A 25,926-nucleotide genomic window follows, 5' to 3' on the forward strand; every position below is an offset into this window, starting at 1 on the left:
TTGTGAGCCAGCCGCTTTATCCCCATCATGCTGTGATTGCATTCTTAATGAGCGGAGAACCTCGCAATGGCACAGCATTTTGACTATATCGCCATCGGCGGCGGCAGCGGCGGTATTGCTTCTGCCAACCGGGCTGCCATGTACGGTAAGAAAGTTGCCCTGATTGAAGCCAAAGAGTTGGGTGGAACCTGCGTCAACGTAGGCTGCGTACCGAAGAAGGCCATGTGGTATGCAGGCCAGATCGCCGATGCCCTGAAATATGGCGCCGACTACGGCTTTGACACCACCCTCAACCACTTCAACTGGGCCAAGCTGGTCGAGTCCCGCCAGGCCTACATCGGCCGCATTCACCAGTCCTATCAGAACGTGCTGGGCAAGAACCAGATCACCGTCATCAAGGGCTTCGCCCGCTTCGTCAGCAGCAACACCATCGAGGTCAATGGCGAGCATTACACGGCCGATCATATCCTGATCGCTACCGGTGGCCGCCCGGAAATTCCGGCGATCCCGGGAGCCGAGCTGGGTATCGACTCCGACGGTTTCTTTGACCTGCAAAGCCAACCCAAGCGGGTTGCCGTAGTGGGTGCGGGCTACATCGCAGTCGAGATCGCAGGGGTGATGCAGGCGCTCGGCTCAGAGACCCATCTGGTGGTGCGCAAGCACGCGCCGCTGCGCAACTTCGACCCCATGATCCACGAGACACTGGTCGAAATCATGGCGCAGGAAGGGCCCAAGCTGCACACCCACGCCATTCCCAAAGCCGTGCTCAAAAACGCTGACAACAGCCTGACCCTGCAACTGGAAGATGGTCGCCACCTCACCGTCGACTGCCTGATCTGGGCCATCGGCCGGGTACCGGCTACCGACAACCTCAATCTGGCTGCCGCAGGCATCGCGCTGGACGAGAAGGGCTTTATCCCGACCGACAAGTTCCAGAACACCGCCGTCGCCAACATCTATGCAGTGGGTGACAACACCGGTCGCATCCAGCTCACCCCGGTGGCCGTCGCTGCGGGCCGTCGCCTCTCCGAACGGCTGTTCAACAACAAGCCGAACGAGCACCTCAACTACGATCTGGTGCCGACCGTGGTGTTCAGCCACCCGCCCATCGGCACCATAGGCCTGACCGAACCTGAAGCCATCGCCGAATACGGCGAGGACCAGGTGAAGGTCTACCGCAGCCAGTTCACCGCCATGTACTCTGCGCTGACCCAGCATCGCCAGCCCACCCGGATGAAGCTGGTCTGCGTCGGCCCGGAAGAGAAGGTGGTCGGTTTGCACGGTATCGGCTTTGCGATGGACGAGATCCTGCAAGGTTTCGGCGTCGCCATGAAGATGGGTGCCACCAAGGCTGATTTCGACAACTGCGTGGCTATCCATCCGACCAGTGCAGAAGAGTTCGTCACTATGCGTTAAGGGCAGATGAAGTTGGCCTGTCATTATCAGGCCAACTTCAACAACTGCGTTCCCATGCCTCATCCCACCAGTGCTGAAGAGTTCGTGACAATGCGATAGGTACGTTTGAAGTTGACCTTTCACGAGGAGCCGGCTTCGACAACCATCTAACCCCTTCTCCCAAACCCGGCTCAGGCCGGGTTTTTTGATCCCTCCTCGCTATTTCTCTCGCAAATCCGTCGTTCTTTACGCCGATTTTACGCCTGCCACATGGCGCTTTATGGCGCCTTTACGCCTGTTTTACATACCCTTTTCAGCGTCAATGACACCAACAGAGTCGATATGGTCTTACATCGGCTCTCGCAGCTAATTATCTCAATGGAGTCGATATGAATTGGCTATATCTGCTGCTCGTCCTCGCCTTGATGGCCTATCTGATGCGCGCACTCACGCGCAGTCACGAGTGAGGAACTAGAACATGTGGCAAGAAATAATCTATCCGGTGGCCTTCGTGCTGCTGGTTCTGCTGCCGGCACCGCTGCTGGGCAACTACATCTACCGGGTATTTGAAGGCAAAATCCGCTGGTTGGCACCGGTCGAGCGCGCCACGCTGGCTTGCTGTGGCACCGATGGACGGGAGCAGGACTGGAAGTCCTACGCCCTCAGCCTGCTGGCCTTCAACGGCGCCGGTTTCGGTCTGCTGTTCCTGATCCTGATGGCTCAGGGGTTGCTGCCCCTCAACCCGCAACAACTGCCGGGTCTGAGCTGGCAACTGGCATTCAACACCGCGGTCAGCTTTATGACCAACACCAACTGGCAAGCCTATTCCGGTGAGGCCAGCCTCTCCTACTTCAGCCAGATGGTGGGCCTGACCACCCAGAACTTCGTCTCCGCAGGGACGGGCGCCGCCGTCGCCATTGCCCTGTTCCGCGGTATCGCCCGTCAGCAGACCATCAACCTTGGCAACTTCTGGCAGGATCTGGTGCGTTTCTGCCTCTATGTGCTGCTGCCCATCGCGCTGATCATGGCGCTGGTGCTGGTATGGCAAGGTGTGCCGCAAAGCCTCTCCGCCTATCTGTCGTTCCACGGTGTGGAAGGTCAGGAGCAGCTGCTGCCCCTCGGCCCGGCGGCCTCGCAGATCGCCATCAAGCAGCTTGGCTCCAACGGCGGCGGCTTCTTCGGCATCAACTCGGCACATCCGTTCGAGAACCCGACAGCCCTCTCCAACTGGCTGGAGATGGTCGCCCTGCTCACCATCGCCGCCGCCATGGTCTTTACTCTGGGCCGCTATGTGAAGGACATGGCCCACAGCCGCGCCATTCTCGGTGCCATGACCCTCATGCTGGTGCTGGGGCTCTTCGTCTCCCTCTCCCAGGAGCTGAAACCGGATCCCGCCCTCGCCCAGCTCACTACTGACGCCAGCAACATGGCTGGCAACTGGGAAGGCAAGGAGAGCCGCTTCGGCCCTGTGCTCTCCAGCATCTGGGAAGTGGCGACTACTGCCGCCTCCAACGGTGCCGTCAACGCCATGCACGACAGCTTTACTCCGCTCGGCGGCATGGTGGGCATGATCAACATGCTGCTGGGTGAGGTCATCTTCGGCGGGGTCGGCTCCGGTATCTACGGCATGATGCTGTTCGTGCTTCTGACCGTGTTCCTGTGCGGCCTGATGGTAGGGCGCACCCCGACCTATCTGGGCAAACGCCTCGGCATCACCGAAATGAAGTGGGTCGTCGCCAGCATGCTGGTCATGCCGGTGGGGGTTTTGGTGATCGGTGGTGTCACCCTGCTGATGCCGGATGCCAGCACCATCATCGGCCATGATGGCCCGCACGGTCTGTCACGCCTCATCTATGCCTATGCCTCGGCTGCCGGCAACAACGGCTCCGCCTTCGCCGGTTTTGCCGCCGGTGACAACTGGCAGTGCATCGCCATCGGTCTGGCCATGCTGCTCGGTCGCTTCGGCTACATCATTCCGGTACTGGCCATCGCCGGTCAGCTGGCCCGCGCGCGCCGTCAGGAGACGAGCGAAGGGGACTTCCCCATCAGCGGCCCGCTGTTCGTTACCCTGCTGATCATCACCGTCCTGCTGATAGGTGGCCTCTCCTTCCTGCCGGTGCTGGCACTGGGCCCGGTGGCCGAACATCTGAGTCTGATCGGAGGTGCATTCTGATGAACCAGACCCTGTCGATCACCATCCGGATGCCAATGGCCAACTATCTGATGCTGGGAGCTTTCCAATGAGCAAGTCCACTGCAATGAGCACCGACACCATGTTGGTGAAGGGCAAAAAACAGAAATCACAGATCATCCAGGCAATGGTTGAGGCCCTCTATCGCTTCAATCCCAAGGCGCTGTTTGGCAGCCCCATCCTGTTCACCCTCTGGCTGGCCGCAGTCATGGCGACCGTGGAGTCCCTGCTGGGGCAGCCTTTCTCCGGCGTCGCCCCCTCGCTGGCCTGGCAGCTGACCGCCTGGCTCTGGCTTACTCTCTGGTTTGCCAACTTCGCGGAAACCCTGGCCGAGGGGCGCGGCAAGGCCCGCGCCGACAGCCTGAAAGCGGGCATGAGCCAGCTCAAGGCCCGTCGGGTGGCGAATGCCAAAGATGGTCAGGGCGAGTGGGTACCCGCCACCAGCCTGATGAAGGGGGATCTGGTGCTGGTACGCAGCGGCGAGATGATCCCGGCCGACGGCGAGGTGATCGCCGGCATCGCCTCGGTCAACGAGGCCGCCATCACCGGCGAATCCGCCCCCGTCATCCGCGAATCGGGTACCGATCGCAGCGGCGTGACCGGCAACACGACGGTCGTCTCCGACGAGATCTGGGTGCGCGTCAGCAACAATCCGGGCGAAAGTACGCTGGATCGGATGATCGCACTGGTGGAAGGGGCCAAGCGCCAGAAGACCCCCAACGAGATGGCGCTCGACGCCCTGCTGGTGGGCTTGACCCTGATCTTCCTGCTGGTGGTGGCTACCCTGCCCTGGTTCCTCGACTACAACGGCACCCAGGTACCGCGCCTCTACCTGATCGCCCTCTTCATCACCCTGATCCCGACCACCATTGGTGGCCTGCTCTCCGCCATCGGTATTGCCGGTATGGATCGATTGGTGAAGCTGAACGTCATCGCCAAGTCTGGCCGTGCCGTGGAAGCGGCTGGTGACGTGCGTACCCTGCTGCTGGACAAGACCGGCACCATCACCTTCGGCAACCGGATGGCTGACGAACTGATCCCAGCACCGGGCGTCGACCCCGCCCTGCTGGCACAAGCCGCCATGCTGGCCTCGCTGGGTGACAACACCCCGGAGGGCAAATCCATCCTGACTCTGGCCAGCAAGAGCATGGCCAAGCCGAGCCAGCTGGAGAGCGACAAGGTGATCCCCTTCAGCGCCGAAACCCGCCTGAGCGGACTTGATCGCAACGGTCATCAATATCGCAAGGGTGCGGTGGATGCCGTGTTGAACTACCTCAGCCTCGACCGCAAGGCGGTACCTGAGCTGGTACTCAAGTCAGTCGACAGCATCGCCCGTCAGGGTGGGACTCCGCTGCTGGTCTGCACTCAGGAGAAACTGCTGGGGGTGGTCTACCTCAAGGACATCATCAAGCCCGGTATCAAGGCTCGCTTCCAGATCCTGCGCCATATGGGGATCCGCACCGTGATGATCACCGGTGACAACCCGAAAACCGCCGCCGCCATCGCCGCCGAAGCCGGGGTGGATGACTTCATCGCCGAAGCGACGCCGGAGAAGAAGCTCGCCTATATCCGTCAGGAGCAGGCCGATGGTCGTCTGGTCGCCATGTGCGGTGACGGCGCCAACGACGCGCCCGCGCTGGCACAGGCTGACGTGGGGCTGGCCATGAACGAGGGTACCCAGGCCGCCAAGGAGGCGGGCAACCTGGTGGATCTCGACTCCAACCCCACCAAGCTGCTGGATGTGGTGCTGGTCGGCAAACAGTTGCTGGTGACCCGTGGCGCCCTGACCACCTTCTCCATCGCCAACGACGTGGCCAAGTACTTCGCCATCCTGCCAGCCCTGTTCATCGCCGCCTACCCGCAACTGGGCGCGTTGAACCTGATGCAGCTGGGCAGCCCGCAGAGCGCCATCCTGTCGGCCATCATCTTCAACGCCCTGATCATTGTGGCGCTGGTGCCGCTGGCACTGCGCGGTGTCGACCTGAAGGGGTCGGCCGCCAGCCTGCTGCGCCGCAACCTGCTGATCTACGGTGTCGGCGGCCTGCTGGTGCCGTTTATCGGCATCAAGCTGATCGATCTGGTCATTACCGGCCTGGGTCTGGTGTAACGACATAACCGGGATGCGGGTCAGACCCGCATCCCCAACCATCCTTTTGGAGCAAGAGAATCATGATAGCAATCAGAACCCTGTTGACCCTGACCCTGCTGCTGGGAGTGGGTTATCCGCTGGCGGTGACCGGGCTGGCCCAACTGCTGTTCCCCTGGCAGGCCAACGGCAGCCAGCTGACCGACAGCAAGCAGCAACTGATCGGTAGCGCCCTGCTGGGGCAGAAATTCGAGCGGGCTGACTACTTCCATCCCCGCCCCTCCGCCAGCGATTTCAACACCATAGGCGGCAGCGCCAGCAATCTGGGGATGAGTTCACCGCTGCGGGCAGAGTTCGCAGAACAGGTGGCCAAGGCACAGCCTGGAACCCGCTCCCCCGCCATGCTGACCCGCTCCGCCTCCGGCCTCGATCCCCACCTGCCGCTGGATGCGGTGCTGGCTCAGGTCGACCGCGTCGCCAAAGAACGTGGACTGGATCCCGCCCAACTGACGGAGCAGGTCAAGTCGGCCACACAAGCTGGTATCCTTGGCCCGCAGGTGGTCAACATTCTCCAGCTGAATCTGCAACTGGATCACAAAAAGGGCGCCTGATGGCGCCCATTCCGGTTTGGTGATGACCTCGATTTTCGCAACGGGCGGTTGGCTCGATAGGGATAACAATGGCTGATGTAGCAAGCGCTGATGCCCTGCAGACGAGTCTGATGCAGGAGCATGGGGATGCGTGATGAGGTAAGGGCCGACGCCCTGCTGGCGAGCCTGGAACAGGAGCACAAGGGCAAGCTGAAGGTGTTTCTCGGCGCAGCTCCCGGCGTGGGAAAGACCTACGCCATGTTGCAGGCGGTGCGGGAACAGGCCAAGGAGGGGGTCGACATCCTGATCGGCGTGGTGGAGACCCACGGCCGGCAGGAGACCCTGGCTCTGCTCGACAAGCTCGCCATCATGCCGCGCAAGATCCACATGCACCGCCAGCAGCGACTGGAGGAGATGGATCTCGACGGCCTGCTCGCCCGCAAACCGGCCATCGCCGTGGTGGACGAGCTGGCCCACAGCAACGCCCCCGGCAGCCGCCACGAGAAGCGCTGGCAGGATGTGGAGGAGCTGCTCAACGCCGGGATCGACGTCTACACCACCCTCAACGTGCAGCATCTGGAGAGTCTCAACGATCTGGTGTGGCAGCTGACCGGGGTCAGGGTGAAAGAGACCCTGCCCGATCAGGTGCTGCTGGAAGCCGACAGTCTGGTGCTGATCGACCTGCCCCCCAAGGAGCTGCTCGGCCGCCTCAAGGAGGGCAAGGTCTATGTGCCCCATCAGGCCAAGGCGGCGCTGCAATCCTTCTTCTCCCTCAACAACCTCACCGCATTGCGGGAGCTTGCGATGCAGACCGCCGCCAGCCATGTGGAGGGCGATCTGCAACTGCAGTGGCAGGCAGCAGGCAAGAGCACCTTGCCGCTGCGGGGCAAGCTGATGGTTTGCCTCGGTGACCTGCACGGCTCGGCGCTGGTGCGCTACGGCCACCGCTTTGCCCAGCGCCGCCAACTCCCCTGGCTGGTAGTGCATGTCGACAGCAATGGCCGCCGCTCGGCCGATGTGGAGCAGGCGCTGGCGCTCGCCTCCCACCTCGGCGCCAAGGTGCTGACCCTCTCCAGTCCGGCGGTCGCCAACACCCTGCTGGAGACCGCCGAACAGCAGCAGGTCTCCCAGCTTCTGCTCGGCAAACCTCACAAGGCGCCATGGCGCCGCTCGCTGGTGCAGCACCTGCTCAAGCAGGCGCAGGGGCTCGAAATCACGCTGGTCGATACCGAGAAGCAGAAGCCCGAAGTGGGGATGCGCGTCCCGACCCCGAAGGATATTCACCACAGCCTGCTGGCGGTGGCCATCATGGGGATCACCTCGGCCATTGCATGGGGACTCTCCTACTGGCTGCCCCCCGCAGCGTTGCCGCTCATCTTCGTGCTGGGGGTGCTGGCGACAGCCCTTACCACCAGTCTGGTGCCCGCAACGCTGGCGGCGGTGCTGGGCTTTATCGCCCACAATCTGCTCTTCACCGCCCCCTACTTCTCCCTGAGCGTCGCCAACCACAGCGACCTGCTCACCCTGTTTGTGCTGCTTATCGTCGGCATGACCGCGGGGCGCCTCGCCTCCCGCCAGCGCCAGCAGCTGATAGGCCTGCGCGAGACCCAGCAGCTGGGCAATGCCCTGCTCTCCCTCAGTCAGGGGCTGGCGACCGCCAGCAGCCCGGAGGAGGTCCTGAGACAAGGGGCACAAGCGATCTCGCTGGCGCTTGGCCAGCCGACCGTAGTGATCGACAAGGATTTTCACGACCGCCTCGGCAACGAGAAGCACAGACCCGGCCAGACCGACAAGGCGGCCATCGACTGGTGTCTGGCCCAGAAGCAGAGCGCCGGTGCCCACACCGCCACCCTCAATGCCGCCGAGGCGCAGTATCACCACCTCAGCGATGACCTGGTGATCGGTATAACGCTGGCCAATCCGCTCTCCTCCTCTGCCGAACATCAGCTGCAGGCGCTGCTCACCGACATTCGCGCCGCGCTGGCGCGGATCGACCTCAACGAGCGGCTGGCCGACAGCCAGCTGCAGGCGGAAACCGACCGGATGCGGGCCGCCCTGCTCTCCTCGGTCTCCCACGACTTGAAGACGCCGCTGGCCACCATCATGGGTGCCGGCAGCACTCTGCTGGAATATGGTGACCGGATCCCGCCGGATGATCGCAACGAACTGCTCCACTCGGTACAGGACGAGGCACGCCGCCTGCACAGCTATGTGCAGAACCTGCTGGATATGACCCGCATAGGTTCCCCCGACTTCCAGTTGAAGCGGGACTGGGTCGACCTGACCGATCTGGTGGAGAGCGCCCGCAAGCGGCTCGACTCCTCCTGGCGCCAGCACAAGCTGCTGGTACACATCGATCAGCATGTGCCCCAGCTCTATGTCCATGGCGCCCTGATCGAGCAGGTGCTGGTCAACATCCTCGACAACGCCTCCCGCTACTCGCCGGCAGGTACCCCCATCGAGTTCAAGGTGATGGTGGCCGAACCCGACCTCATCATCGACATCATCGATATCGGGGTCGGTATCGCCGAGTCGGATCGGGAGAAGATCTTCAACCTCTTCTACACCCAGCCGGTGGGTGATTGCGGCAGCCGTGGCACCGGGCTTGGCCTCGCCATTTCCCGCGCTATGATAGAGGCCCACGGCGGCAAGATTTGGGCCTTCTCCGGTCCCAATGGCAACGGAACCTGCATGCGCATCTCCCTGCCGCTCGCCCTCAATTCACCGGAGGTCTGATGGCTGACCGCCAGCTCGGGTCACTCAGCCCCTCCCACCATTCGCCTCTGGAGGTTCGATGGCGCACATTCTGGTCATAGATGATGAAGCGGCGATCCGTCGCTTTCTGCGGATCAGCCTGATTGCCGAGGGGCATCAGGTGAGTGAGGCGGTGGGGGTCAATGAAGGGCTGGAGCAGTATCGCCATCTCAACCCCGATCTGGTGATCCTCGATCTCGGCCTGCCGGATGGCGATGGCATTCAGGTGTTGCAAGCCATTCGCGAGCATCACCCTAACCCGGTGCTGGTGCTGTCGGCCCGCGATTCGGAGCAGGAGAAGGTGCGGCTGCTGGATGCCGGCGCCAACGACTACATGAGCAAGCCGTTCGGCATCGGCGAGATGATGGCCCGCATTCGCGTGCTCTTGCGCCAGCGGGCTGGCGTCAGCAGCGGCGAGCGGCGCCACTTCCCCCAATGCGGCCTGACGCTGGATGTCAGCAGCCACAAGGTGACCATGAAAGACGAGGAGATCCCTCTCTCCCGCAAGGAGTTCGCCCTGCTGCAGGCGCTGGTGTGCCACCCCGGCAAGCTGGTGATGCAGACCCAGCTGCTCAACGACATCTGGGGGCCGAGCCACAAGGAGGATACCCACTACCTGCGCATCGTCATCGCCAGTCTGCGCAAAAAGCTGGGGGATAACCCCCAGCAACCGACGCTTATCGAGACCGAATCCGGTATCGGCTACCGCTTTATCGGCAACTGATGTTTCACGTGGAACGGCGCCCGCAGCAAATCAGCGCCAGCAAACCGCAGCCACTCAGCAACAGGCCGAGATCCTGCAATCCGGCCGCCACCGCCAACCCCAGACTGAGCAGCAGGTAGTAGCCAAGCCCGAACAGGGCACCAGCACTGCCCGCTACCTCGCGATAGGCCAGCAGCGCCTGACTCAGCACATTGGGGATCGCCAGCCCAAAAGCGATGACTACACCCATCATGGGCAACAGGAACCAGAGGCTGGCCTGAGTCGCCCATACCAGCAGCCCGGCAACCAGCGCCAGAGCGCAAGCCAATCTGACCAGAGATGACGGCAGCCACCCCCTCCCCAGCAGATGCTTGTTGAGCAGGCTGCCGAGCAGAGTCGCCAAGGCCAGCAAGATCCCCGAGTAACCAAACTCGCCAGTGCTCAACCCCAACCCAGCAAAGAGGAATGGCGCCAGACTGTAGTAACCAAACAGCATGGTGTTGAACAGGGCGACCAGCATGGCACTGCGCCAGAGCCCGCCATCCTTCATCATCCGGCACGCCAGCGGCCAGAGTGCGACTTGCAGGGTGGTGGCCGGACGGGTTTCCGGCAGTTGCCAACATGCAACCAGCAGCAAGCCTACCGCCAGTATCAGCAAACCACTGAACACCCCGAGATAGCCGAACCCGCTCGCCAGCTGCCCGCCACTCAGCAGCCCCAGCACCGGACTGAGTGAGAGCGCAATGCCCATCACCGAGAAGACCCGCGCCAGATCGCTACCCTGATAGCTGTCACGTAGCATGGTCTGGGTCACCACGGAACCCACTGCAGCGCCAAAGGCCGAGATGATCCTGGCCAGCAGCAGGGTTTCAAACTGGTTGGCCAGCAGCGCCAGCAGGGTGCCGACACCATAGGTGAGCAGACCGGCCAGCATGGCGGGACGCCGCCCAATCAGATCGCAGAGCCGTCCCCAGCAGACCACGCCCACCGCAAACGCCAGAAAATAGACCGACAGGGTCTGGGATGCCTGCCCCTCGCTCACCCGAAACTGGGTGGCGATGTGGGTCAGGACCGGGCTGTAGATGGTCTCCACAATCTGGGGAAACATCATCAATCCCACCACCAGCCAGAGCGGTGGCAACTTGTTGTTCATGACAAACCTCCTTCACAAGAGGTCGCCATTCTAGAGAGATGCCAATTGTCTGATTACAATAAACAGGACTATAAACATCAAAAATCGGACATATGGCCTTTATTCTTCCCGATCACCCTTTTGACCCCGACCAGCTGACGGGCAGCGTGATCGGCATTGCCTCCGCCCTCGGCTGGCACGACTCGGGCCTGCATCAACATCAGCGCCATCAGCTGCTGTTCGCCCAATCCGGCTGCATGACCATGGAGCTGGAAGGTCGGGTCTGCCTGCTGCCGCCTACCCGCGCCGCTTGGCTGCCTGCAGGCACCTCACACCGGATCTTGATGCGCGGTGTGGTGGCCTACCGCTCCCTCTACTTCCAGCCGCACCCCGAGTTGCCCGGCACGGTCGAAGTGCTGGCGGTCAATCCGCTGCTGCACGAACTGATCGAACGGATGGCGCTCTGGCCGTGGGACAAACCGCAAGAGCAGCAACAACGGACGGTGGCACTGTTTATGGAGGAGTTGGGGCAGGCACCGCGGGAATCGTGGCAGTTGCCGCTGCCGACCGATCCCAGACTGGGCGACTGGCTACAGCAGTTGAAACGGGGGGATGCCCTGCCCGATCGGCTCAACCGGCTGGCCGAACGGGTGGGTGCCAGTGACAAGACCATTGGCCGCATCTTCATGCGGGAGACCGGCATGAGCTATCAGGCGTGGCGTCAGCAGTGGCGGCTGTTGCGCGCCATGGAGCTGCTGGCCGAAAGCGAGTCCATCAGCCGGATTGCCGCTGCGCTGGAGTTCTCCAGCGACAGCGCCTTCATCAGCTTCTTCAAACAACATACAGGACAGACCCCCCTGCGCTACCTCAACTCTCGGGGTGAGTCGCCACAGCCTGACTAGCTTCCACAACCAGGGTATCCAGCGCCAGCGGCTTGAGGTTATGCAACGCATCCTGCACCACGGCATGGGATGCCTGTTGCAACTCGCTCTGCACATCCTGTTCCAGCTTGGCACTCTCCAGCTCGGGCCGCGGGTTTTCGTTGGCCATCACGTTCAGGCTCAGGGCACTCACAATCAGGGTAGCGATCAGGCTTTTCATCTGGTTTGCTCCGGTATGGTTGAGATGACCGATAGCTATTCCAATAGTTGTGCCAATCCTCACGCAATTCATAACATGATGATTTTGTTTAAATTAAATATATCTCGATACCAAATTGAGTCGCAAAATGCATCCCGCTCGGTCATTTTTAAACCAACAGTTGGTGCTTTTAACCACGCTTGATTTTTGCACCATGTTCCACGTGGAACGTCCCATCTTTTTGATCGACACCCGCTTTTAAACTGAGCTATGGTGCTACATCCCCGTAACTCAAATCTGGATCTGTCACTGAATGGAATTTTCCTTGTTCGGCGAGAAGTTCACTCGCCACGCCGGTATTACCCAACTCATGGATGACCTCAATCAGGGGCTGACCAATCCGGACGCCATCATGCTGGGTGGCGGCAATCCGGCCCCGATCCCCGCCATGCTGGAACGCTTTCAGGCCGAGGCCAATACCCTGCTCGACAACGGCGAGCTGGTCAAAGCGATGGCCAACTACGACGGCCCACAGGGCAAAGACAGGTTCACCAAAGCGCTGGCAGCCCTGCTCAGCAAGGAGTTGGGATGGGATATCTCGGCCCGCAATATCGCCCTGACCAACGGCAGTCAGAATGCCTTCTTCTACCTGTTCAACCTGCTGGCTGGCGAATTTGCCGATGGCCGCAAGAAGAAGGTGCTGTTCCCGCTCGCCCCTGAATACATCGGCTATGCCGACTCAGCGCTGGCCGACGACTACTTCGTGGCCTACAAGCCCACCATCGAGAAGCTGCCCGATGGCCAGTTCAAATACCACGTGGATTTCGAGAGCCTGCAGGTAGGTGACGATATCGGGGTGATCTGCGTCTCCCGCCCGACCAACCCGACCGGCAACGTGCTGACCGACGAAGAGATCGAACACCTCGACCAGATCGCCCGCGACAAGGGAATCCCGCTGCTGATCGACAACGCCTACGGCGTTCCCTTCCCGGGCATCATCTTCAGCGAAGCCAAGCCGTTCTGGAACGCCAACACCATCCTCTGCATGAGCCTCTCCAAGCTCGGCTTGCCGGGCACCCGCTGCGGCATCGTCATTGCCGACGAGAAGATCATTCAGGCCATCACCAACCTGAGCGGCATCATCAATCTGGCACCGGGCAGTCTGGGCCCCGCCATCACCATCCCGATGATCGAGAGCGGCGAGATCATCGCCCTCAGCGAACAGGTGGTGAAACCCTTCTATCAACAGAAGGCGGAGCTGGCGGTGCAGCTGCTGCGCGAAGCGATCCCCGACCCGCGCTTCCACATTCATAAACCGGAAGGGGCCCTCTTCCTCTGGCTCTGGTTCGAGGGCTTGCCGATCCACTGTCAGGAACTTTATGAGCGACTGAAGGCGAAGAACCTGCTGATCGTGCCGGGTCACTACTTCTTCCCCGGCATTGATGACCCCGAGTGGCGTCACAGCCAGGAGTGCATCCGCCTCAACTACTCCCAGAGCGAGGAGCTGGTGCGTCGCGGCATCGCCATTCTGGCCGACGAGATCAACGCCCTCTATGCATGAAACTGACGCTGAGTATCAATCTGACTCTAAAAAAGCCGGACTGAATCAGACAGAGATATATAAGAAGCCCACTTAGAATCCCCTTCCATATCATCATATTGAAGGGCTAATCATGGGTATTGGTGAAATACTGCTGGCCGAACTGGCCACAGAGTTACAACTATCTTCGCTTGCCGTTGATGAGAGCGGCAGTTGCCCGCTTCTTATCGACCGCGAACTGCCACTCATCTTGCACCTGGAGCCATGTGTCTTGCTCATCATGGCCCCTTTAATGCTCCCCACCTTCTCATTCAATAATACCGAGTTGCAGCAGCGCATTCTCACTGCAGCCTTGAACCCGGCTTTCGACAAAGAACCAGGTATTGGCTGGCATCCCGAGCTCCATTTGATTGCCTATCGACGCCATATGCTGGATGGAATGACAGGCTGTCAGCTAGCACAGCATGTGGGCACTTTCATCGAGTGGACACGTACATTCGTAGCCTCGCTACCTCGCACTACCCCGACAATCCCAACAGAAAGAGGTATTCATGATCGAATTTAAAAGTGTGACCGCCTTGCTGCATGCTACGCAACAGCAGCAGGAACAATTTAAAAATGAGGGTACCCTTAAGATCGCTGGCAAGGAGTATCACATCGATGCCAACCTGCAGCAGGTTTTGCGCTCCCATCCTCAGAACAGCAAGATTGCTCGCTTTTTTGAGGGTGTTGGCAAGCTGTTCAGTCAGGGCTCTTCAGCCTCAATCGCCAAAGTGGCAACTCAGCAGATCTTCTCGACCCCAGGCGCCCAACAACAGCGCCTGCAAAGTGACAATTCTGTTGCACATGCTCGCATGCTGTTTAAAGACCGTCTTATTGCAACACCGGAAGATGTGCTGGAACGACTGAGAACCCAGCAACCAACTGCACATGACAACGAGCATACCATGCTGTTTCAACGGGCTATGTCAGAAGCGCTCAGGCAGAGCCCAACCGGTAATGAACTGCTCTCCCTAGTTGGAGAACAGGCTCTGACTCAGCTATTGAACAAGCTGACCGATCCAAAACAGTCAATGACCAGCCTGGATCAACTTTACCGGCAACCCTCAGCAGCACAGGCAATCAACGCCCTTGATCCTCTGTTGCAGATAGAAGTGAAAAACCTGCAAGCAGCCCGACAACACCAGCAAGCACTTCTCACTCAGAATCTGGGTCAAGGCGTCTTTGCTGGCACCCTAGACGAATCGTTCTACAATCCAACCGGTTTTACCGACAATGTGGATCGCGCAGCGGCATGGATTCTTAAGGCATCAACATCCGGTGGCAATGAGTGGAACAATTTTACCGCCTTGCTCAAGGAATATAGTAAGGGGTCTCAAGACCTGACAGACAGCTCGGTTCTCAAGCAACTTCATCGCCAGCTTGTTCCCAATCTCACACGGGACTATCGTGGGCCAGCGATCAGTGGAGGCAGCCTGCCATCGAGCATCGGTGGAGCTGCTGTGCTGGAGAAGCATCTGACTACGCTTGATAACCAGGATCCTCAACTGGGCAAAAAACTGTTTGCAGCAGTTGTTGGTTTCCATGGCTTTACTGATGGAAATGGCCGGATGGGAAGATTGCTTTATGCTCTAAGCGAACTGCGTGAAGGACGGTTTTCCCCTCTCGATTTACCCGCAGAGAATGCCCTGCATGGGATCAAGTAAATAGCGGAGAGGCCTGCAAATGCAGGCCTTTGTTGTTTATCGCGATCCGGTTTGCTTAGCTGGGCAACGCCAGCTGCTCGGGTTTACCGATGGGGATGGCTCGGGGCTTGAGCGCCTCGGGCAACTCGCGAGCCAGATCGATGGTCAACAGACCATGCTCCAGCTTGGCGCCCTGCACTTCCACGTGCTGGCTCAGCTTGAAGGCGAGCTCGAAGTCACGCTCGGCAATTCCCTGATGGAGGAACTGACGCTCACCAGCCGCAGCCCCTTTGCGCCCCTTCACCTTGAGGGTGCCGTTTTCGGTCTCCAGCTCCAGCTCTTCGCGCTCGAAGCCAGCCACGGCGACCGTGATGCGATAGCCATCCTGATCGCGCTTTTCAATGTTGTACGGGGGGTAAGCGGCGGTCTTCTGCTCGAACAGACCTTCCAGCTCACGGGCCATCCGCTCGAAGCCGACGGCGTTGGAATAGAGATGAGAGAAATCGAGGTTACGCATAATCCTATCCTTCTAATAAGCAACAGGTTCAACTCTCCACAGGCCCGTCATCGGCACCCGGGAAATTTTAAAATTTCAGTGAATTCAGGCTATCAGCAGTTGATCTCGATCTTGCGCGGCTTCATCGCCTCGGGCACTTCACGCACCAGCTCGATGTGCAGCAAGCCGTTTTTCAGGTCGGCCCCTTTCACCCGCACATAGTCGGCCAGCTGGAAGCGGCGCTCGAAACCACGCTCGGCGATCCCCTGATAGAGATAGTTGCGCTCGGTATCGGCCTGCTTGTTGCCCTTCACCGTCAGCAGATTTTCCTGGAAGCTCAGCTCCAGCTCTTCCTGGGTAAAGCCCGCCACCGCCATGCTGATGCGGTAGTCGTTGTCACCCAGCTGCTCGATGTTGTAGGGGGGATAACCGGCATTGCCATTGCTGGCCGCAGATTCGATGAGATTGGCCAGACGATCGAAACCGATGGCAGAACGATAGAGCGGAGAAAAGTCGATAGAACGCATAGTATTACCCTCTTGTGAGCGATAACGGATGTTTTGCCCTCCTTATGGACGGGCGCCTGGTCGAAACCTCTGTCGAGCGTTCCGGCCTTGTTACCTATATAGGGGCTCACTTTTTCCTTTCAAGGGGATTTTTTCAAATTTTTAAATGGCCGCGCCGACCTGTAGAACATCAACCTGTTGGCCCGATAGTGATGATAATCGACCCGTGGGCCACTGATGACAACTCGCTCCGTCTCCCATAATTGGTTGCATACCCACCAGCCAACATGGAGCCATCCCATGAAGATTACTCAGGTTCGCAACGCCACCTTGCTGCTCGACTATGCCGGCACCCGCTTTCTGATCGACCCCATGCTCTCGGCCAAGGGAGCCTTCCCCGGCTTTGAGGGCACCGCCAACAGCCATCTGCGCAATCCGCTGGTCGAGCTGCCGCTACCGATCGATGAGCTGGTCGATGTGGACGCCGTGATCGTCACTCACGATCACCCTGACCACTGGGATGACGCCGCCAGAGCCCTGATCCCCAAACATCTGCCGCTCTTGGTACAACATAAAAAAGATGCCGATGCCATTCGTGCCAGTGGCTTTGAGGATGTGCGGCTGCTGAGCGACCAGCCCGAGTTTGCCGGCATTCGCCTGCAGCAGACCGGTGGCCAGCACGGCAGCGACCCGTTGATGGCGGTACTGGGCGAGCGCATGGGAGAGGTATGCGGCGTGGTCTTCTCCCACCCCGATGAGCAGTGCCTCTATCTGGCCGGTGATACCATCTGGCATCCCTCGGTCGAACAAGCCCTGCAACAGCATCAACCCGAGGTCATCATCCTCAACTGTGGCGATGCACAGGTGCCCGGACTCGGTTCCATCATCATGGGCAAGGAGGATGTCGCCGCCGTTTATCAGGCCGCACCGCAGGCCACGCTGATCGCCAGCCATATGGAGGCGGTCAACCACGCCGTGCTGTCGCGCCAGGAGCTGCGCGACTATCTGGCGGAACGGGGCATGATGGATCGGGTACGGGTGCCAGAAGATGGCGAGGCGATATCGCTATGATCCACAAGAGGGCCATGCCAGACATGGCCCTTCGGCTTTCACAGCCTGACGCTTATGATGAGTGGTCTGCGCGTAGAGAGGATCCAACACCATGACCACCCCGATCGTTGCCGTGGTGACCTTCGATCACTTCAGCCCTTTTCACTGCGCCGTCCCCTGCCTCATCTTCGGCGATATTCTGCCGGGCCAGCCGCTGTTCGAGCTCAAGATCTGCTGCGGCGATGGCAACCGCCACGCACACTCGGCACAAGGCTTCACCATTCAGGCCTCCTATGGGCTGGAGGTGCTGGCCGAGGCGGAAATCATCGTCATCCCCTTCTGGCACGACCCGGCAGCACGGCCACCCGCAGCGCTGCTCGATGCCCTGATTGCCGCCAGAGCCAGAGGTGCCCGGCTGGTCGGGCTCTGTCTTGGCACCTATGTGCTCGCCTACGCCGGCCTACTTAATGGTCGCAAAGCATCGACCCACTGGGAGTACGAACAGGATTTCTGCCGCCGCTTTCCCTGCGTGCAGCTCGATACCAACGCCCTCTATGTGGATGACGATGGGCTGGTCACCTCGGCAGGCACTGCCGCCGGGTTGGACTGCTGCCTCTATCTGGTACGCCAGTACCACGGCTCGGCCATCGCCAACAAGGTGGCGCGGCGGCTGGTGATCCCGCCCCACCGGGAAGGGGGTCAGGCCCAGTTTATCGAGCAGCCGGTGCCCGCCTCCACCCGCGATGTCCGGATGAACCAGTTGCTCGACCACCTGCGTGCCCATCTGGCCGAGCCTCACACCCTGGACTCTCTGGCAGATCACACCCTGATGAGTCGACGCACCTTTACCCGCCGTTTTCATCAGGCAACCGGCCTTTCAGTGGGTGAATGGCTGCTGGCGGAGCGGCTCAGGCGCAGTCAGGAGCTGCTGGAGGTGAGCGGCCATTCCATCGATCGCATCGCCGAGCTGGTCGGCTTCAAGAGTGCCACCTCCCTGCGCAATCACTTCCGCGCCCGCTTTGCCATCTCCCCCAGCGAGTGGCGACGCTCTTTTCGTGGCCATAACTCCTGATGATGCCCGCTGTACCTGCTCACTCCGCTATGGCAGGCTAACCAGAGACCCCGAGGAGTCATACCATGTCCCGTTCCGAACGCCTGCTGGCCCTGCTCCAGCTGCTGCGCGGCCACCGCTACGCCATCACAGGCGCGGAGCTGGCCAGCCAGCTTGGCATCAGCCTGCGCACCCTCTACCGGGATATCGCAACCCTGCAGGCACAAGGTGCCCATATCGAGGGTGAACCCGGGATCGGCTATGTGCTGCGTCCCGGCTTCATGCTGCCGCCATTGATGTTCAGTGAAGAGGAGCTGGATGCGCTGGTGCTGGGATCGCGTTGGGTCGTCGCCCACGGTGACGGAGCCTTGAGTGCATCGGCCAGCAGTGCGCTGGCCAAGATAGAAGCCGTGCTACCCGCCGACTATCGCCAGCAGCTCCAGAGCAATGCCCTGCTGATCGGCACCTCCCGCAGCGAGAGCCTCACCGATGAAGCTCCGCTGCGCAGCGCCATCCGCCAACAACGCAAGGTGACCCTGGGCTATCGCGATCTCAAGGATGAGGCCTCTGAGCGCACCGTCTGGCCATTTGCCCTCGGCTACTTCGAACAGGTGCGGGTACTGGTGGCCTGGTGCGAACTGCGTCAGGGCTTTCGCCACTTTCGGGTCGATCGCATCACCCGGATGCAGCCGCAAGATTGCCGCTATCCAAAAAGCAGAGAGAGCCTGCTGAAGGAGTGGCGCGCCACCCAGCAGATCCCGCAGCCGAAATTCATTGCTGACAGAAACTGACAGCAGGTAGCGCCATGCTGACGAGGTCGGCGCCGATGCGCCATATCATCAGCAAGGAGCATCACCATGTTAGTCCCCCAGTTCACCATCCTCTACGTTACCAATCCGACCCGCAGCGCGCTCTTCTACCGCGAGTTGTTCGGGCATGAACCGGTGGAGGAGTCACCTACCTTTGCCATGTTCGTATTCGAGTCAGGCGCCAGACTGGCGCTCTGGTCCAGTACCACCGTCGAGCCAGCCGTTACCCAAAGTGCTGGCGCCATGGAACTGGCCTTCTCGCTGCCTGATGAAACCAGTGTCGATTCTGGCTTGTCAGAGTGGCAAGCTCGTGGCCTGACAATCATCCAGCAACCAACCCGGATGGAGTTTGGCTATACCGGCATGGCTGTTGATCCCGATGGCCATCGTCTGCGACTCTACTGCCTGGCACCAGAACTGGGCTGAGTTAGAACCATCAACACCAAGCGGTTTCATGTTTCACGTGGAACGTGGCCAGAAAAACAAAAAGCCGCTCACAGGGAGCGGCTTTTTGCTGTCTGACTGCGCCGATTAGACGTCGAGGTTGGCTACGCGCAGGGCGTTGGTCTCGATAAAGTCACGACGGGGCTCAACGGCATCACCCATCAGGGTGGAGAAGAGCTGGTCAGCACCAACGGCGTCGTCAATGGTGACGCGCAGCATGCGACGGGCTTCCGGATCCATGGTGGTTTCCCACAGCTGGTCCGGGTTCATCTCACCCAGCCCTTTATAGCGCTGGATGTAGATGCCGCGTTTGCCTTCGCCCATCAACCACTCGACGGCTTCCACAAAGTTGGCAACCGGCTTGACCTTCTCACCACGCTTGATGAAACCACCTTCCTCGATCAGGTTGGCGATCTCCTTGCCCAGCGAAACCAGCTGACGGTACTCACCGGACTGCAGGAAGTCGTAGCTGAGCGGATATTCGCGGTCAACACCGTGCTGACGAACTACGGCGTGCGGAACGTACAGGCTGCGCTCTTCATCACGACGAACCTGGATCTGGTACTGGATACCGTGGTTGCTCTCGTTGAGCACGGCTTCCATACCCTGACACCAGGCCAGCAGATCGCTCTCGCTGTTCAGCAGCGCTTCGTTCAGCTCCGGCTGATAGATCAGCTGGGTCAGTACCGCTTCCGGCGCACGACGAGACATGCGGGTGATCAGGTGAGTCACCGAGCGGTGCTGGTTGACCAGACGCTCCAGCGCCTCGCCACCGATGGCCGGAGCAGACTCGTTAACGTGCAGAGTGGCACCATCCAGCGCCATGGCGGTCTGGTACTGCAGCAGCGCGTCTTCGTCTTTCAGGTACTGCTCCTGCTTGCCCTTCTTCACCTTGTAGAGCGGCGGCTGGGCGATGTAGACGTAGCCACGTTCGATGATTTCCGGCATCTGACGATAGAAGAAGGTCAGCAGCAGGGTTCGGATGTGCGCACCATCGACGTCCGCATCGGTCATGATGATGATGTTGTGATAACGCAGCTTGTCCGGGTTGTACTCGTCGCGACCGATACCACAACCCAGTGCGGTGATCAGGGTGCCCACCTCTTGCGAGGAGATCATCTTGTCGAAACGGGCCTTCTCTACGTTCAGGATTTTACCCTTGAGCGGCAGGATGGCCTGGTTTTTACGGTTGCGACCCTGCTTGGCGGAACCGCCAGCAGAGTCCCCTTCCACTATGTAGAGTTCGGAGAGAGCCGGGTCTTTTTCCTGACAGTCAGCCAGCTTGCCGGGCAGACCGGCGATATCCAGCGCGCCTTTGCGGCGAGTCAGTTCGCGAGCCTTGCGGGCCGCTTCACGGGCACGGGCCGCATCGATGATCTTGTTGACCACGATCTTGGCATCGCCCGGGTTTTCCAGCAGGAAGTCAGCCAGCTTCTCACCCATCGCCTGTTCAACGGCGGTCTTCACTTCGGAAGAGACCAGCTTGTCTTTGGTCTGAGATGAGAACTTGGGATCCGGCACCTTGACGGAGATAACGGCAATCAGACCTTCACGCACGTCGTCGCCACTGGCGGCAGACTTGGCCTTCTTGCTGTAGTCCTCTTTGTCCATATAGGAGTTCAGAGTACGGGTCAGCGCGGTACGGAAACCAACGAGGTGAGTACCACCATCCCGCTGCGGGATGTTGTTGGTGAAGCAGTAGACCCCTTCCTGATAGGCGTCGTTCCACTGCATCGCCACTTCAACGCCGATACCATCCTGCTCGGTGGTGAAATGGAACACCTTCGGGTGGATCGGGGTCTTGTTCTGGTTCAGGTATTCAACGAACGCCTTGATGCCACCCTCGTAGCAGAAATGCGCCTCGCGGCCATCACGCTCGTCTTGCAGACGGATGGAGACACCGGAGTTGAGGAAGGAGAGCTCGCGCAGGCGCTTGGCCAGGATCTCGTAGTGGAACAGGGTATCGCTGAAAATGGCAGGGCTCGGCCAGAAGCGAACTTCGGTACCGGTGCCGGTGCTGTCGCCAATCTGCTTGAGCGGCGCCTGTGGCTCACCCAGATGATAGGTCTGCTCGTAGACGTGGCCGTTACGACGAATAGTCAGCAACAGCTTGTCAGAGAGGGCGTTAACGACGGAGACACCCACACCGTGCAGGCCGCCGGATACCTTGTAGGAGTTGTCATCAAACTTACCGCCTGCGTGCAGCACGGTCATGATGACCTCTGCGGCGGAGCGGCCCTCCTCCTCGTGCATGTCTACCGGGATACCCCGGCCATTGTCACGCACAGAGACAGAACCGTCGGAATGGATCTTGACCAGAATATCGGAGCAGTAGCCAGCGAGCGCCTCGTCAATGGAGTTATCGACGACCTCGAACACCATGTGGTGCAGACCCGAGCCATCATCCGTATCGCCGATATACATCCCCGGGCGCTTGCGGACCGCATCCAGGCCCTTCAGCACCTTGATATTCGAGGAGTCGTAAGTATTTTCACTCATAGCTTACTCTCTGCCTTCTCTAACGTTTCGGAGATTTTACCCTGTTCCACGTGGAACAACTTGCAGTCATTCACATCCATCATGTCTGCGAGCTGACCGGTGTCGATGGCGGTGATAAACACCTGGGACGCACACTGCTTCAGCCTTGCGGCCAGCAAGCGGCGCTTGTCGACATCCAGTTCAGAGGCAAAATCGTCAATTAAAAAAATACAGCCACGGCTGCTATGTTGATTCAAATAGAGCCCTTGGGCCAGTCGCATGGCGCAGACCAGCAACTTCAGCTGACCCCGGGACAAAATATCCTGAGCGGGTACCCCGTTCGCCTTGAGGCGCACATCGGCTTTCTGTGGACCGACACCGGTATAGCCCAGCGCCCGATCCCGCTCAAACCCCGCCTCCAGCAGATCGCCGAGGGGAGTGTCTTTCTCCCAGCCCCGGTAAAAGCCGAGACTGATATCGAATTCCGGCAGAAAATCCGCCGTCATCTCCTTGATCAGGGGCGTAATGGCCTGACAATAACTGGCGCGAAACTCGGCCAGCTCACCACCCAGCCGCACCAGCTCCTGATCCCAGAACGCCAGCTGGCGGTACTGGGTGCTCTGGCGCAGTAGCGCATTGCGCTGTTTCAGCAGCCGCCGCACTCGCCCCCAGAGGGCAAAGAAGGTCGGCTCCTGATGGAAAACACCCCAATCGAGCCAGGCGCGGCGAGCCTGAGGCCCGCCCGTCAGCAGGTTGAAGCCATCGGGATGGATCAACTGCACCGGCAACAACTCCGCCAAATCGGCCAGCCGCTGGGCCTGCGCCCCGGCAATCTTGAGCTGGGTCTCGCCACTCTTGTCTTTGGCAAGACCGATCGGTACCTGACGTCCCTCCAGCTCGTACTGGGCAAACAGGGTAAATGCCCTCTCCCCCTGGCGGATGACCCGCCCGGTCAAATGAGTGCGAAAGGAGCGCCCCAGACCAAGGTAGTGAATGGCTTCCAGCACGCTGGTCTTGCCGCTGCCATTGCACCCGACCAGAATGTTGAGGCCGGGCGACAGCTTGAGACTGGCTTGCTGGATATTGCGAAAGTCGCTGAGCTGGAGTTTGACCAGGGACACGACTAGATCCGCATCGGCATCACCACGTACTGAGCATCCTGATGTTCAAAATCCTCAATAATGGCACTGCTGATGGAATCGCTCAGGCTAATCCGAATTTGGTCACATTTTAACGTATTCAGCACGTCGAGCACATAAGAGACGTTAAAGCCGATCTCCATCTCGCCAGCGGCATATTGTACGTCAAGCAGCTCTTCGGCTTCTTCCTGTTCCGGGTTGTTGGCGGTGATACGCAGCAGGTTTTCCTGCAGATTGAGACGCACCCCACGGAATTTCTCGTTGGAGAGGATGGCGGCGCGGGCAAACGCCTGACGCAGATCCTCACGACCGGCGATCAGGGCCTTGTCGCTGTTGCGCGGAATGACGCGGCGCCAGTCCGGAAAGCGGCCATCCACCAGCTTGGAGGTGAAGATGAAGCCGTCCAGCGCAGCACGCAGGTTGCTGCGACCGATCTGCAGCCGCACCGGCTTGTCTTCCGCCTCCAGCAGACGCACCAGCTCCAGTACCCCTTTGCGCGGCAGGATAACCTGATGATCGGGCAGCGATTCCCCTACGACCTCGCGGCGGCAGGTGGCCAGACGGTGACCGTCGGTCGCCACGGTGCGCAGACCGTGACCTTCACTCTCGAACAGCATGCCGTTCAGGTAGTAACGCACGTCCTGGCTGGCCATGGAGAACTGGGTCGCATCGATCAGCTTCTTCAGCTCCAGCTGGCTGATATCGAACTCGAGCACGGATTCCCAATCCTCGATGTTCGGATACTCGGTCGCCGGCAGGGTCGATAGGTTGAAGCGGGAGCGACCGGACCGGATGATCAGGCGCTCGCCTTCGGTATTGAGACGGATCTCGGCGCCTTCCGGCAGACCACGGCAGATATCCAGCAGCTTGCGCGCCGGTACTGTGGTGCGGCCATCTTCGCTGGCCCCGTTCAGATAGACCTGACCGATCATCTCTACTTCGAGATCGGTACCGGTCAGTGACAGCAGACCGTTGCTGACATCAAGCAGCACGTTGCCGAGGATCGGCAGGGTCGGTCGGCCGCCGAGGGCGCCGGACACCAGTTGCAGAGGACGTAACAGGGCCTCACGGCTAATTTCGAGCTGCATCTGTGCTCTCCGTTGTGATTAGGAGGAAAAGATTCGGATCAGGTTGGAATATTCGCGCTGCATCTGTCCACTCGATTCCGTTATCAGGAAGAAAGGGTACGGATCAGGTTGGAATAGTCCTCCTTGATGTCGTGACTCTCCTCCTTCAGCTGCTCGATCTTGCGGCAGGCATGAAGAACGGTAGTGTGGTCACGACCACCAAAGGCATCACCTATCTCCGGCAAACTGTGGTTGGTCAGCTCCTTGGCCAGTGCCATCGCCAGTTGGCGCGGACGGGCAACGGAGCGGGAACGACGCTTGGAGAGCAGATCCGCCAGCTTGATCTTGTAGTACTCCGCCACCGTCTTCTGGATATTGTCGATGGTGACCAGCTTCTCTTGCAGTGCCAACAGGTCGCGCAGCGCTTCGCGCACGAAATCAATATTGATGGCACGGCCGGTAAAGTTGGCGTTGGCGATCACCCGGTTGAGGGCGCCTTCCAGTTCACGGACGTTGGATCGCAGACGTTTGGCAATGAAGAAGGCCACTTCGTCCGGCAGATGGATCTGGTTCTCGTCTGCCTTGCGCATCAGGATCGCGACGCGGGTCTCCAGCTCCGGCGGTTCGATCGCCACGGTCAGGCCCCAGCCGAAGCGGGACTTGAGGCGATCCTCGACACCGTTGATCTCCTTCGGATAGCGATCCGAGGTGAGGATGATCTGCTGGTTACCTTCCAGCAAGGCATTGAAGGTATGGAAGAACTCCTCCTGGGAGCGCTCCTTGTTGGCGAAGAACTGGATGTCATCGATGAGCAGGGCATCGACACTGCGGTAGTAACGCTTGAACTCTTCAATGGCGTTGTTTTGCAGCGCTTTCACCATGTCCTGAACAAACCGCTCGGAGTGCATATAGATGACTTTGGCATCTTTTTTACTCTCCTTGATGGCATTGCCAACGGCGTGCAACAGGTGGGTTTTACCCAGGCCGGTGCCGCCATAGAGGAACAGCGGGTTGTAAGCACCACCCGGATTGTCCGCTACCTGACGGGCAGCCGCACGCGCCAACTGGTTGGACTTACCCTCGACGAAATTCTCGAAGGTATAGTTCACGTTGGTATTGCTCTTGTGGTTCGGCTCGGGCTTGGCTTCAGCCTTGCTTTCCCAGCTCTTCTGCAAGTTATTCACAGGCGCGGTACCCTGTACCGGCGCTCTGGCGACAGCAACAGGATGGGGACGATTGCCTATATCAAAACGCAGGGCGGGGCCGTCGACCCCGCAGAGTTCGTTGATGATGCCGTTAACCCGGATGAGATACTTGTCTCGTACCCAGTCCAGAACAAAGCGATTCGGTGCATACAGGGTCAGAGTATTGTCACTCAACTCCGCTTGAAGCGGCCGGATCCACATGCTGAATTCTGCCGAGGGCAACTCATCTTGCAGCCGGTTAAGGCACTGCTGCCATAGCGAAGCAGTCACTCTAAACTCCTGTCGATTGATTAACTAAAGACCGGCTATTCTACGTTTTTAGCCGCCGGATCTCCAGCCATCGCCCGGTGGATCCAGCAAATAAGATCCTTGACTTTCAAGGATCCAGCGCCTTTGGATCGGATTTCATCCCCAAAGTTACCCACAGCTTGATCCACCGTCCTGATTGGTCGATCCCGTGCTTCTCTCCTGTTATTTCATATAACCAAATGTCATTTATTTTTTAAATTTTATTCCAATAACATC

General features: G+C 59.7%; 22 protein-coding genes. 14 read left to right on the top strand and 8 right to left on the bottom strand.

Annotated elements, in window-relative coordinates; all coding sequences use genetic code 11:
• The first annotated feature begins 66 nt into the window (after positions 1-66).
• The 6 genes from gorA to ACTG2B_RS22645 all read left to right on the top strand — a co-directional run bounded on the left by gorA (position 67) and on the right by ACTG2B_RS22645 (position 9,740).
• Complete coding sequence (gene gorA, locus ACTG2B_RS22620; protein WP_005339280.1) at positions 67-1,416, top strand: glutathione-disulfide reductase; 1,350 nt, start codon at positions 67-69, stop codon at positions 1,414-1,416.
• Positions 1,417-1,873: 457 nt separating this feature from the next.
• Positions 1,874-3,568, top strand: a complete 1,695-nt coding sequence (gene kdpA, locus ACTG2B_RS22625) for a potassium-transporting ATPase subunit KdpA (protein WP_439996876.1) — start codon at positions 1,874-1,876, stop codon at positions 3,566-3,568.
• A 67-nt stretch (positions 3,569-3,635) separates the two neighbouring features.
• On the top strand, positions 3,636-5,693 hold the full coding sequence (gene kdpB / locus ACTG2B_RS22630; RefSeq protein ID WP_005355771.1) for a potassium-transporting ATPase subunit KdpB: 2,058 nt from the start codon (positions 3,636-3,638) through the stop codon (positions 5,691-5,693).
• Between the two features lie 62 nt (positions 5,694-5,755).
• Positions 5,756-6,283 carry a potassium-transporting ATPase subunit C gene (locus ACTG2B_RS22635; RefSeq protein ID WP_100644740.1) on the top strand — a complete coding sequence of 176 codons (528 nt, stop codon included), beginning with the start codon at positions 5,756-5,758 and terminating at the stop codon, positions 6,281-6,283.
• Between the two features lie 126 nt (positions 6,284-6,409).
• A complete protein-coding gene (locus ACTG2B_RS22640; RefSeq protein WP_439996877.1) occupies positions 6,410-8,998 on the top strand; it encodes a DUF4118 domain-containing protein in 2,589 nt (862 codons plus the stop codon).
• A 58-nt stretch (positions 8,999-9,056) separates the two neighbouring features.
• Positions 9,057-9,740: a response regulator gene (locus ACTG2B_RS22645; protein WP_005357169.1), complete on the top strand. Its 684-nt coding sequence runs from the start codon at positions 9,057-9,059 to the stop codon at positions 9,738-9,740.
• Between the two features lie 4 nt (positions 9,741-9,744).
• Here ACTG2B_RS22645 and ACTG2B_RS22650 read toward each other — a convergent pair whose 3' ends face one another.
• The gene (locus ACTG2B_RS22650; protein ID WP_439996878.1) at positions 9,745-10,872 is read right to left on the bottom strand and encodes a multidrug effflux MFS transporter; all 1,128 of its coding nucleotides are present in this window, start codon (positions 10,870-10,872) and stop codon (positions 9,745-9,747) included.
• 92 nt (positions 10,873-10,964) lie between these two features.
• On the opposite strand from ACTG2B_RS22650, the gene ACTG2B_RS22655 reads away from it, so the two are divergent.
• Complete coding sequence (locus tag ACTG2B_RS22655) at positions 10,965-11,753, top strand: AraC family transcriptional regulator (RefSeq protein WP_439996879.1); 789 nt, start codon at positions 10,965-10,967, stop codon at positions 11,751-11,753.
• On the opposite strand, the gene ACTG2B_RS22660 is transcribed toward ACTG2B_RS22655, so the two are convergent.
• The gene (locus ACTG2B_RS22660) at positions 11,719-11,952 is read right to left on the bottom strand and encodes a hypothetical protein (protein WP_236288220.1); all 234 of its coding nucleotides are present in this window, start codon (positions 11,950-11,952) and stop codon (positions 11,719-11,721) included. The genes ACTG2B_RS22655 and ACTG2B_RS22660 overlap by 35 nt on opposite strands.
• Positions 11,953-12,244: 292 nt before the next feature.
• Between ACTG2B_RS22660 and ACTG2B_RS22665 the strand changes: the two genes are divergently transcribed.
• From ACTG2B_RS22665 to ACTG2B_RS22675, 3 genes are all read left to right on the top strand, one after another.
• Positions 12,245-13,492, top strand: a complete 1,248-nt coding sequence (locus ACTG2B_RS22665) for a valine--pyruvate transaminase (RefSeq protein WP_439996880.1) — start codon at positions 12,245-12,247, stop codon at positions 13,490-13,492.
• A gap of 112 nt (positions 13,493-13,604) precedes the next feature.
• Complete coding sequence (locus ACTG2B_RS22670) at positions 13,605-14,036, top strand: CesT family type III secretion system chaperone (protein WP_439996881.1); 432 nt, start codon at positions 13,605-13,607, stop codon at positions 14,034-14,036.
• Positions 14,023-15,177 (top strand): VopS family T3SS effector adenosine monophosphate-protein transferase, encoded by a 1,155-nt coding sequence (locus ACTG2B_RS22675; protein ID WP_128815757.1) that lies wholly within the window; start codon positions 14,023-14,025, stop codon positions 15,175-15,177. Before ACTG2B_RS22670 ends, ACTG2B_RS22675 begins: the two co-directional genes overlap by 14 nt.
• A 55-nt stretch (positions 15,178-15,232) precedes the next feature.
• Here ACTG2B_RS22675 and ACTG2B_RS22680 read toward each other — a convergent pair whose 3' ends face one another.
• Together ACTG2B_RS22680 and ACTG2B_RS22685 are read right to left on the bottom strand one after the other, a co-directional pair.
• On the bottom strand, positions 15,233-15,673 hold the full coding sequence (locus ACTG2B_RS22680) for an Hsp20 family protein (protein ID WP_100652154.1): 441 nt from the start codon (positions 15,671-15,673) through the stop codon (positions 15,233-15,235).
• 92 nt (positions 15,674-15,765) lie between these two features.
• Entirely contained in the window at positions 15,766-16,179 is a 414-nt protein-coding gene (locus ACTG2B_RS22685) for an Hsp20 family protein (RefSeq protein ID WP_429202642.1), read from the bottom strand.
• 279 nt (positions 16,180-16,458) lie between these two features.
• On the opposite strand from ACTG2B_RS22685, the gene ACTG2B_RS22690 reads away from it, so the two are divergent.
• The 4 genes from ACTG2B_RS22690 (at position 16,459) to ACTG2B_RS22705 (ending at position 19,494) form a co-directional block, all read left to right on the top strand.
• Positions 16,459-17,229 (top strand): MBL fold metallo-hydrolase, encoded by a 771-nt coding sequence (locus ACTG2B_RS22690; protein ID WP_439996882.1) that lies wholly within the window; start codon positions 16,459-16,461, stop codon positions 17,227-17,229.
• Positions 17,230-17,320: 91 nt separating this feature from the next.
• Positions 17,321-18,280: a helix-turn-helix domain-containing protein gene (locus tag ACTG2B_RS22695; protein WP_439996883.1), complete on the top strand. Its 960-nt coding sequence runs from the start codon at positions 17,321-17,323 to the stop codon at positions 18,278-18,280.
• Positions 18,281-18,345: 65 nt separating this feature from the next.
• Entirely contained in the window at positions 18,346-19,050 is a 705-nt protein-coding gene (locus ACTG2B_RS22700; protein ID WP_439996884.1) for a helix-turn-helix transcriptional regulator, read from the top strand.
• A gap of 66 nt (positions 19,051-19,116) precedes the next feature.
• A complete protein-coding gene (locus tag ACTG2B_RS22705) occupies positions 19,117-19,494 on the top strand; it encodes a VOC family protein (RefSeq protein WP_421308875.1) in 378 nt (125 codons plus the stop codon).
• A gap of 105 nt (positions 19,495-19,599) precedes the next feature.
• Here the strand turns inward: ACTG2B_RS22705 and gyrB are convergent, their stop codons facing one another.
• The 4 genes from gyrB to dnaA form a co-directional block, all read right to left on the bottom strand.
• Positions 19,600-22,011, bottom strand: a complete 2,412-nt coding sequence (gyrB, locus tag ACTG2B_RS22710) for a DNA topoisomerase (ATP-hydrolyzing) subunit B (protein ID WP_005357188.1) — start codon at positions 22,009-22,011, stop codon at positions 19,600-19,602.
• A complete protein-coding gene (gene recF, locus ACTG2B_RS22715) occupies positions 22,008-23,111 on the bottom strand; it encodes a DNA replication/repair protein RecF (RefSeq protein WP_439996885.1) in 1,104 nt (367 codons plus the stop codon). Before recF ends, gyrB begins: the two co-directional genes overlap by 4 nt.
• Positions 23,112-23,113: 2 nt before the next feature.
• On the bottom strand, positions 23,114-24,217 hold the full coding sequence (gene dnaN, locus ACTG2B_RS22720; RefSeq protein WP_005339306.1) for a DNA polymerase III subunit beta: 1,104 nt from the start codon (positions 24,215-24,217) through the stop codon (positions 23,114-23,116).
• Between the two features lie 83 nt (positions 24,218-24,300).
• Entirely contained in the window at positions 24,301-25,671 is a 1,371-nt protein-coding gene (dnaA, locus tag ACTG2B_RS22725; RefSeq protein WP_043820694.1) for a chromosomal replication initiator protein DnaA, read from the bottom strand.
• Between the last annotated feature and the right edge of the window lie 255 nt (positions 25,672-25,926).

The organism is Aeromonas sp. 30P (assembly GCF_051919805.1).
Lineage (GTDB): Bacteria > Pseudomonadota > Gammaproteobacteria > Enterobacterales > Aeromonadaceae > Aeromonas > Aeromonas veronii.

Excerpts from the sequence above, each read along its gene's own strand:
- ACTG2B_RS22690 (WP_439996882.1), top strand. The coding sequence starts at position 16,459 with ATGAAGATTACTCAGGTTCGCAACGCCACCTTGCTGCTCGACTATGCC.
- ACTG2B_RS22680 (WP_100652154.1), bottom strand. The coding sequence starts at position 15,673 with ATGCGTAACCTCGATTTCTCTCATCTCTATTCCAACGCCGTCGGCTTC.
- ACTG2B_RS22675 (WP_128815757.1), top strand. The coding sequence starts at position 14,023 with ATGATCGAATTTAAAAGTGTGACCGCCTTGCTGCATGCTACGCAACAG.
- ACTG2B_RS22695 (WP_439996883.1), top strand. The coding sequence starts at position 17,321 with ATGACCACCCCGATCGTTGCCGTGGTGACCTTCGATCACTTCAGCCCT.
- ACTG2B_RS22650 (WP_439996878.1), bottom strand. The coding sequence starts at position 10,872 with ATGAACAACAAGTTGCCACCGCTCTGGCTGGTGGTGGGATTGATGATG.
- ACTG2B_RS22655 (WP_439996879.1), top strand. The coding sequence starts at position 10,965 with ATGGCCTTTATTCTTCCCGATCACCCTTTTGACCCCGACCAGCTGACG.
- ACTG2B_RS22670 (WP_439996881.1), top strand. The coding sequence starts at position 13,605 with ATGGGTATTGGTGAAATACTGCTGGCCGAACTGGCCACAGAGTTACAA.
- ACTG2B_RS22700 (WP_439996884.1), top strand. The coding sequence starts at position 18,346 with ATGTCCCGTTCCGAACGCCTGCTGGCCCTGCTCCAGCTGCTGCGCGGC.
- kdpB (WP_005355771.1), top strand. The coding sequence starts at position 3,636 with ATGAGCAAGTCCACTGCAATGAGCACCGACACCATGTTGGTGAAGGGC.
- gyrB (WP_005357188.1), bottom strand. The coding sequence starts at position 22,011 with ATGAGTGAAAATACTTACGACTCCTCGAATATCAAGGTGCTGAAGGGC.
- ACTG2B_RS22635 (WP_100644740.1), top strand. The coding sequence starts at position 5,756 with ATGATAGCAATCAGAACCCTGTTGACCCTGACCCTGCTGCTGGGAGTG.
- ACTG2B_RS22645 (WP_005357169.1), top strand. The coding sequence starts at position 9,057 with ATGGCGCACATTCTGGTCATAGATGATGAAGCGGCGATCCGTCGCTTT.
- ACTG2B_RS22665 (WP_439996880.1), top strand. The coding sequence starts at position 12,245 with ATGGAATTTTCCTTGTTCGGCGAGAAGTTCACTCGCCACGCCGGTATT.
- dnaN (WP_005339306.1), bottom strand. The coding sequence starts at position 24,217 with ATGCAGCTCGAAATTAGCCGTGAGGCCCTGTTACGTCCTCTGCAACTG.
- kdpA (WP_439996876.1), top strand. The coding sequence starts at position 1,874 with ATGTGGCAAGAAATAATCTATCCGGTGGCCTTCGTGCTGCTGGTTCTG.
- ACTG2B_RS22660 (WP_236288220.1), bottom strand. The coding sequence starts at position 11,952 with ATGAAAAGCCTGATCGCTACCCTGATTGTGAGTGCCCTGAGCCTGAAC.
- ACTG2B_RS22685 (WP_429202642.1), bottom strand. The coding sequence starts at position 16,179 with ATGCGTTCTATCGACTTTTCTCCGCTCTATCGTTCTGCCATCGGTTTC.
- ACTG2B_RS22640 (WP_439996877.1), top strand. The coding sequence starts at position 6,410 with ATGCGTGATGAGGTAAGGGCCGACGCCCTGCTGGCGAGCCTGGAACAG.
- gorA (WP_005339280.1), top strand. The coding sequence starts at position 67 with ATGGCACAGCATTTTGACTATATCGCCATCGGCGGCGGCAGCGGCGGT.
- ACTG2B_RS22705 (WP_421308875.1), top strand. The coding sequence starts at position 19,117 with ATGTTAGTCCCCCAGTTCACCATCCTCTACGTTACCAATCCGACCCGC.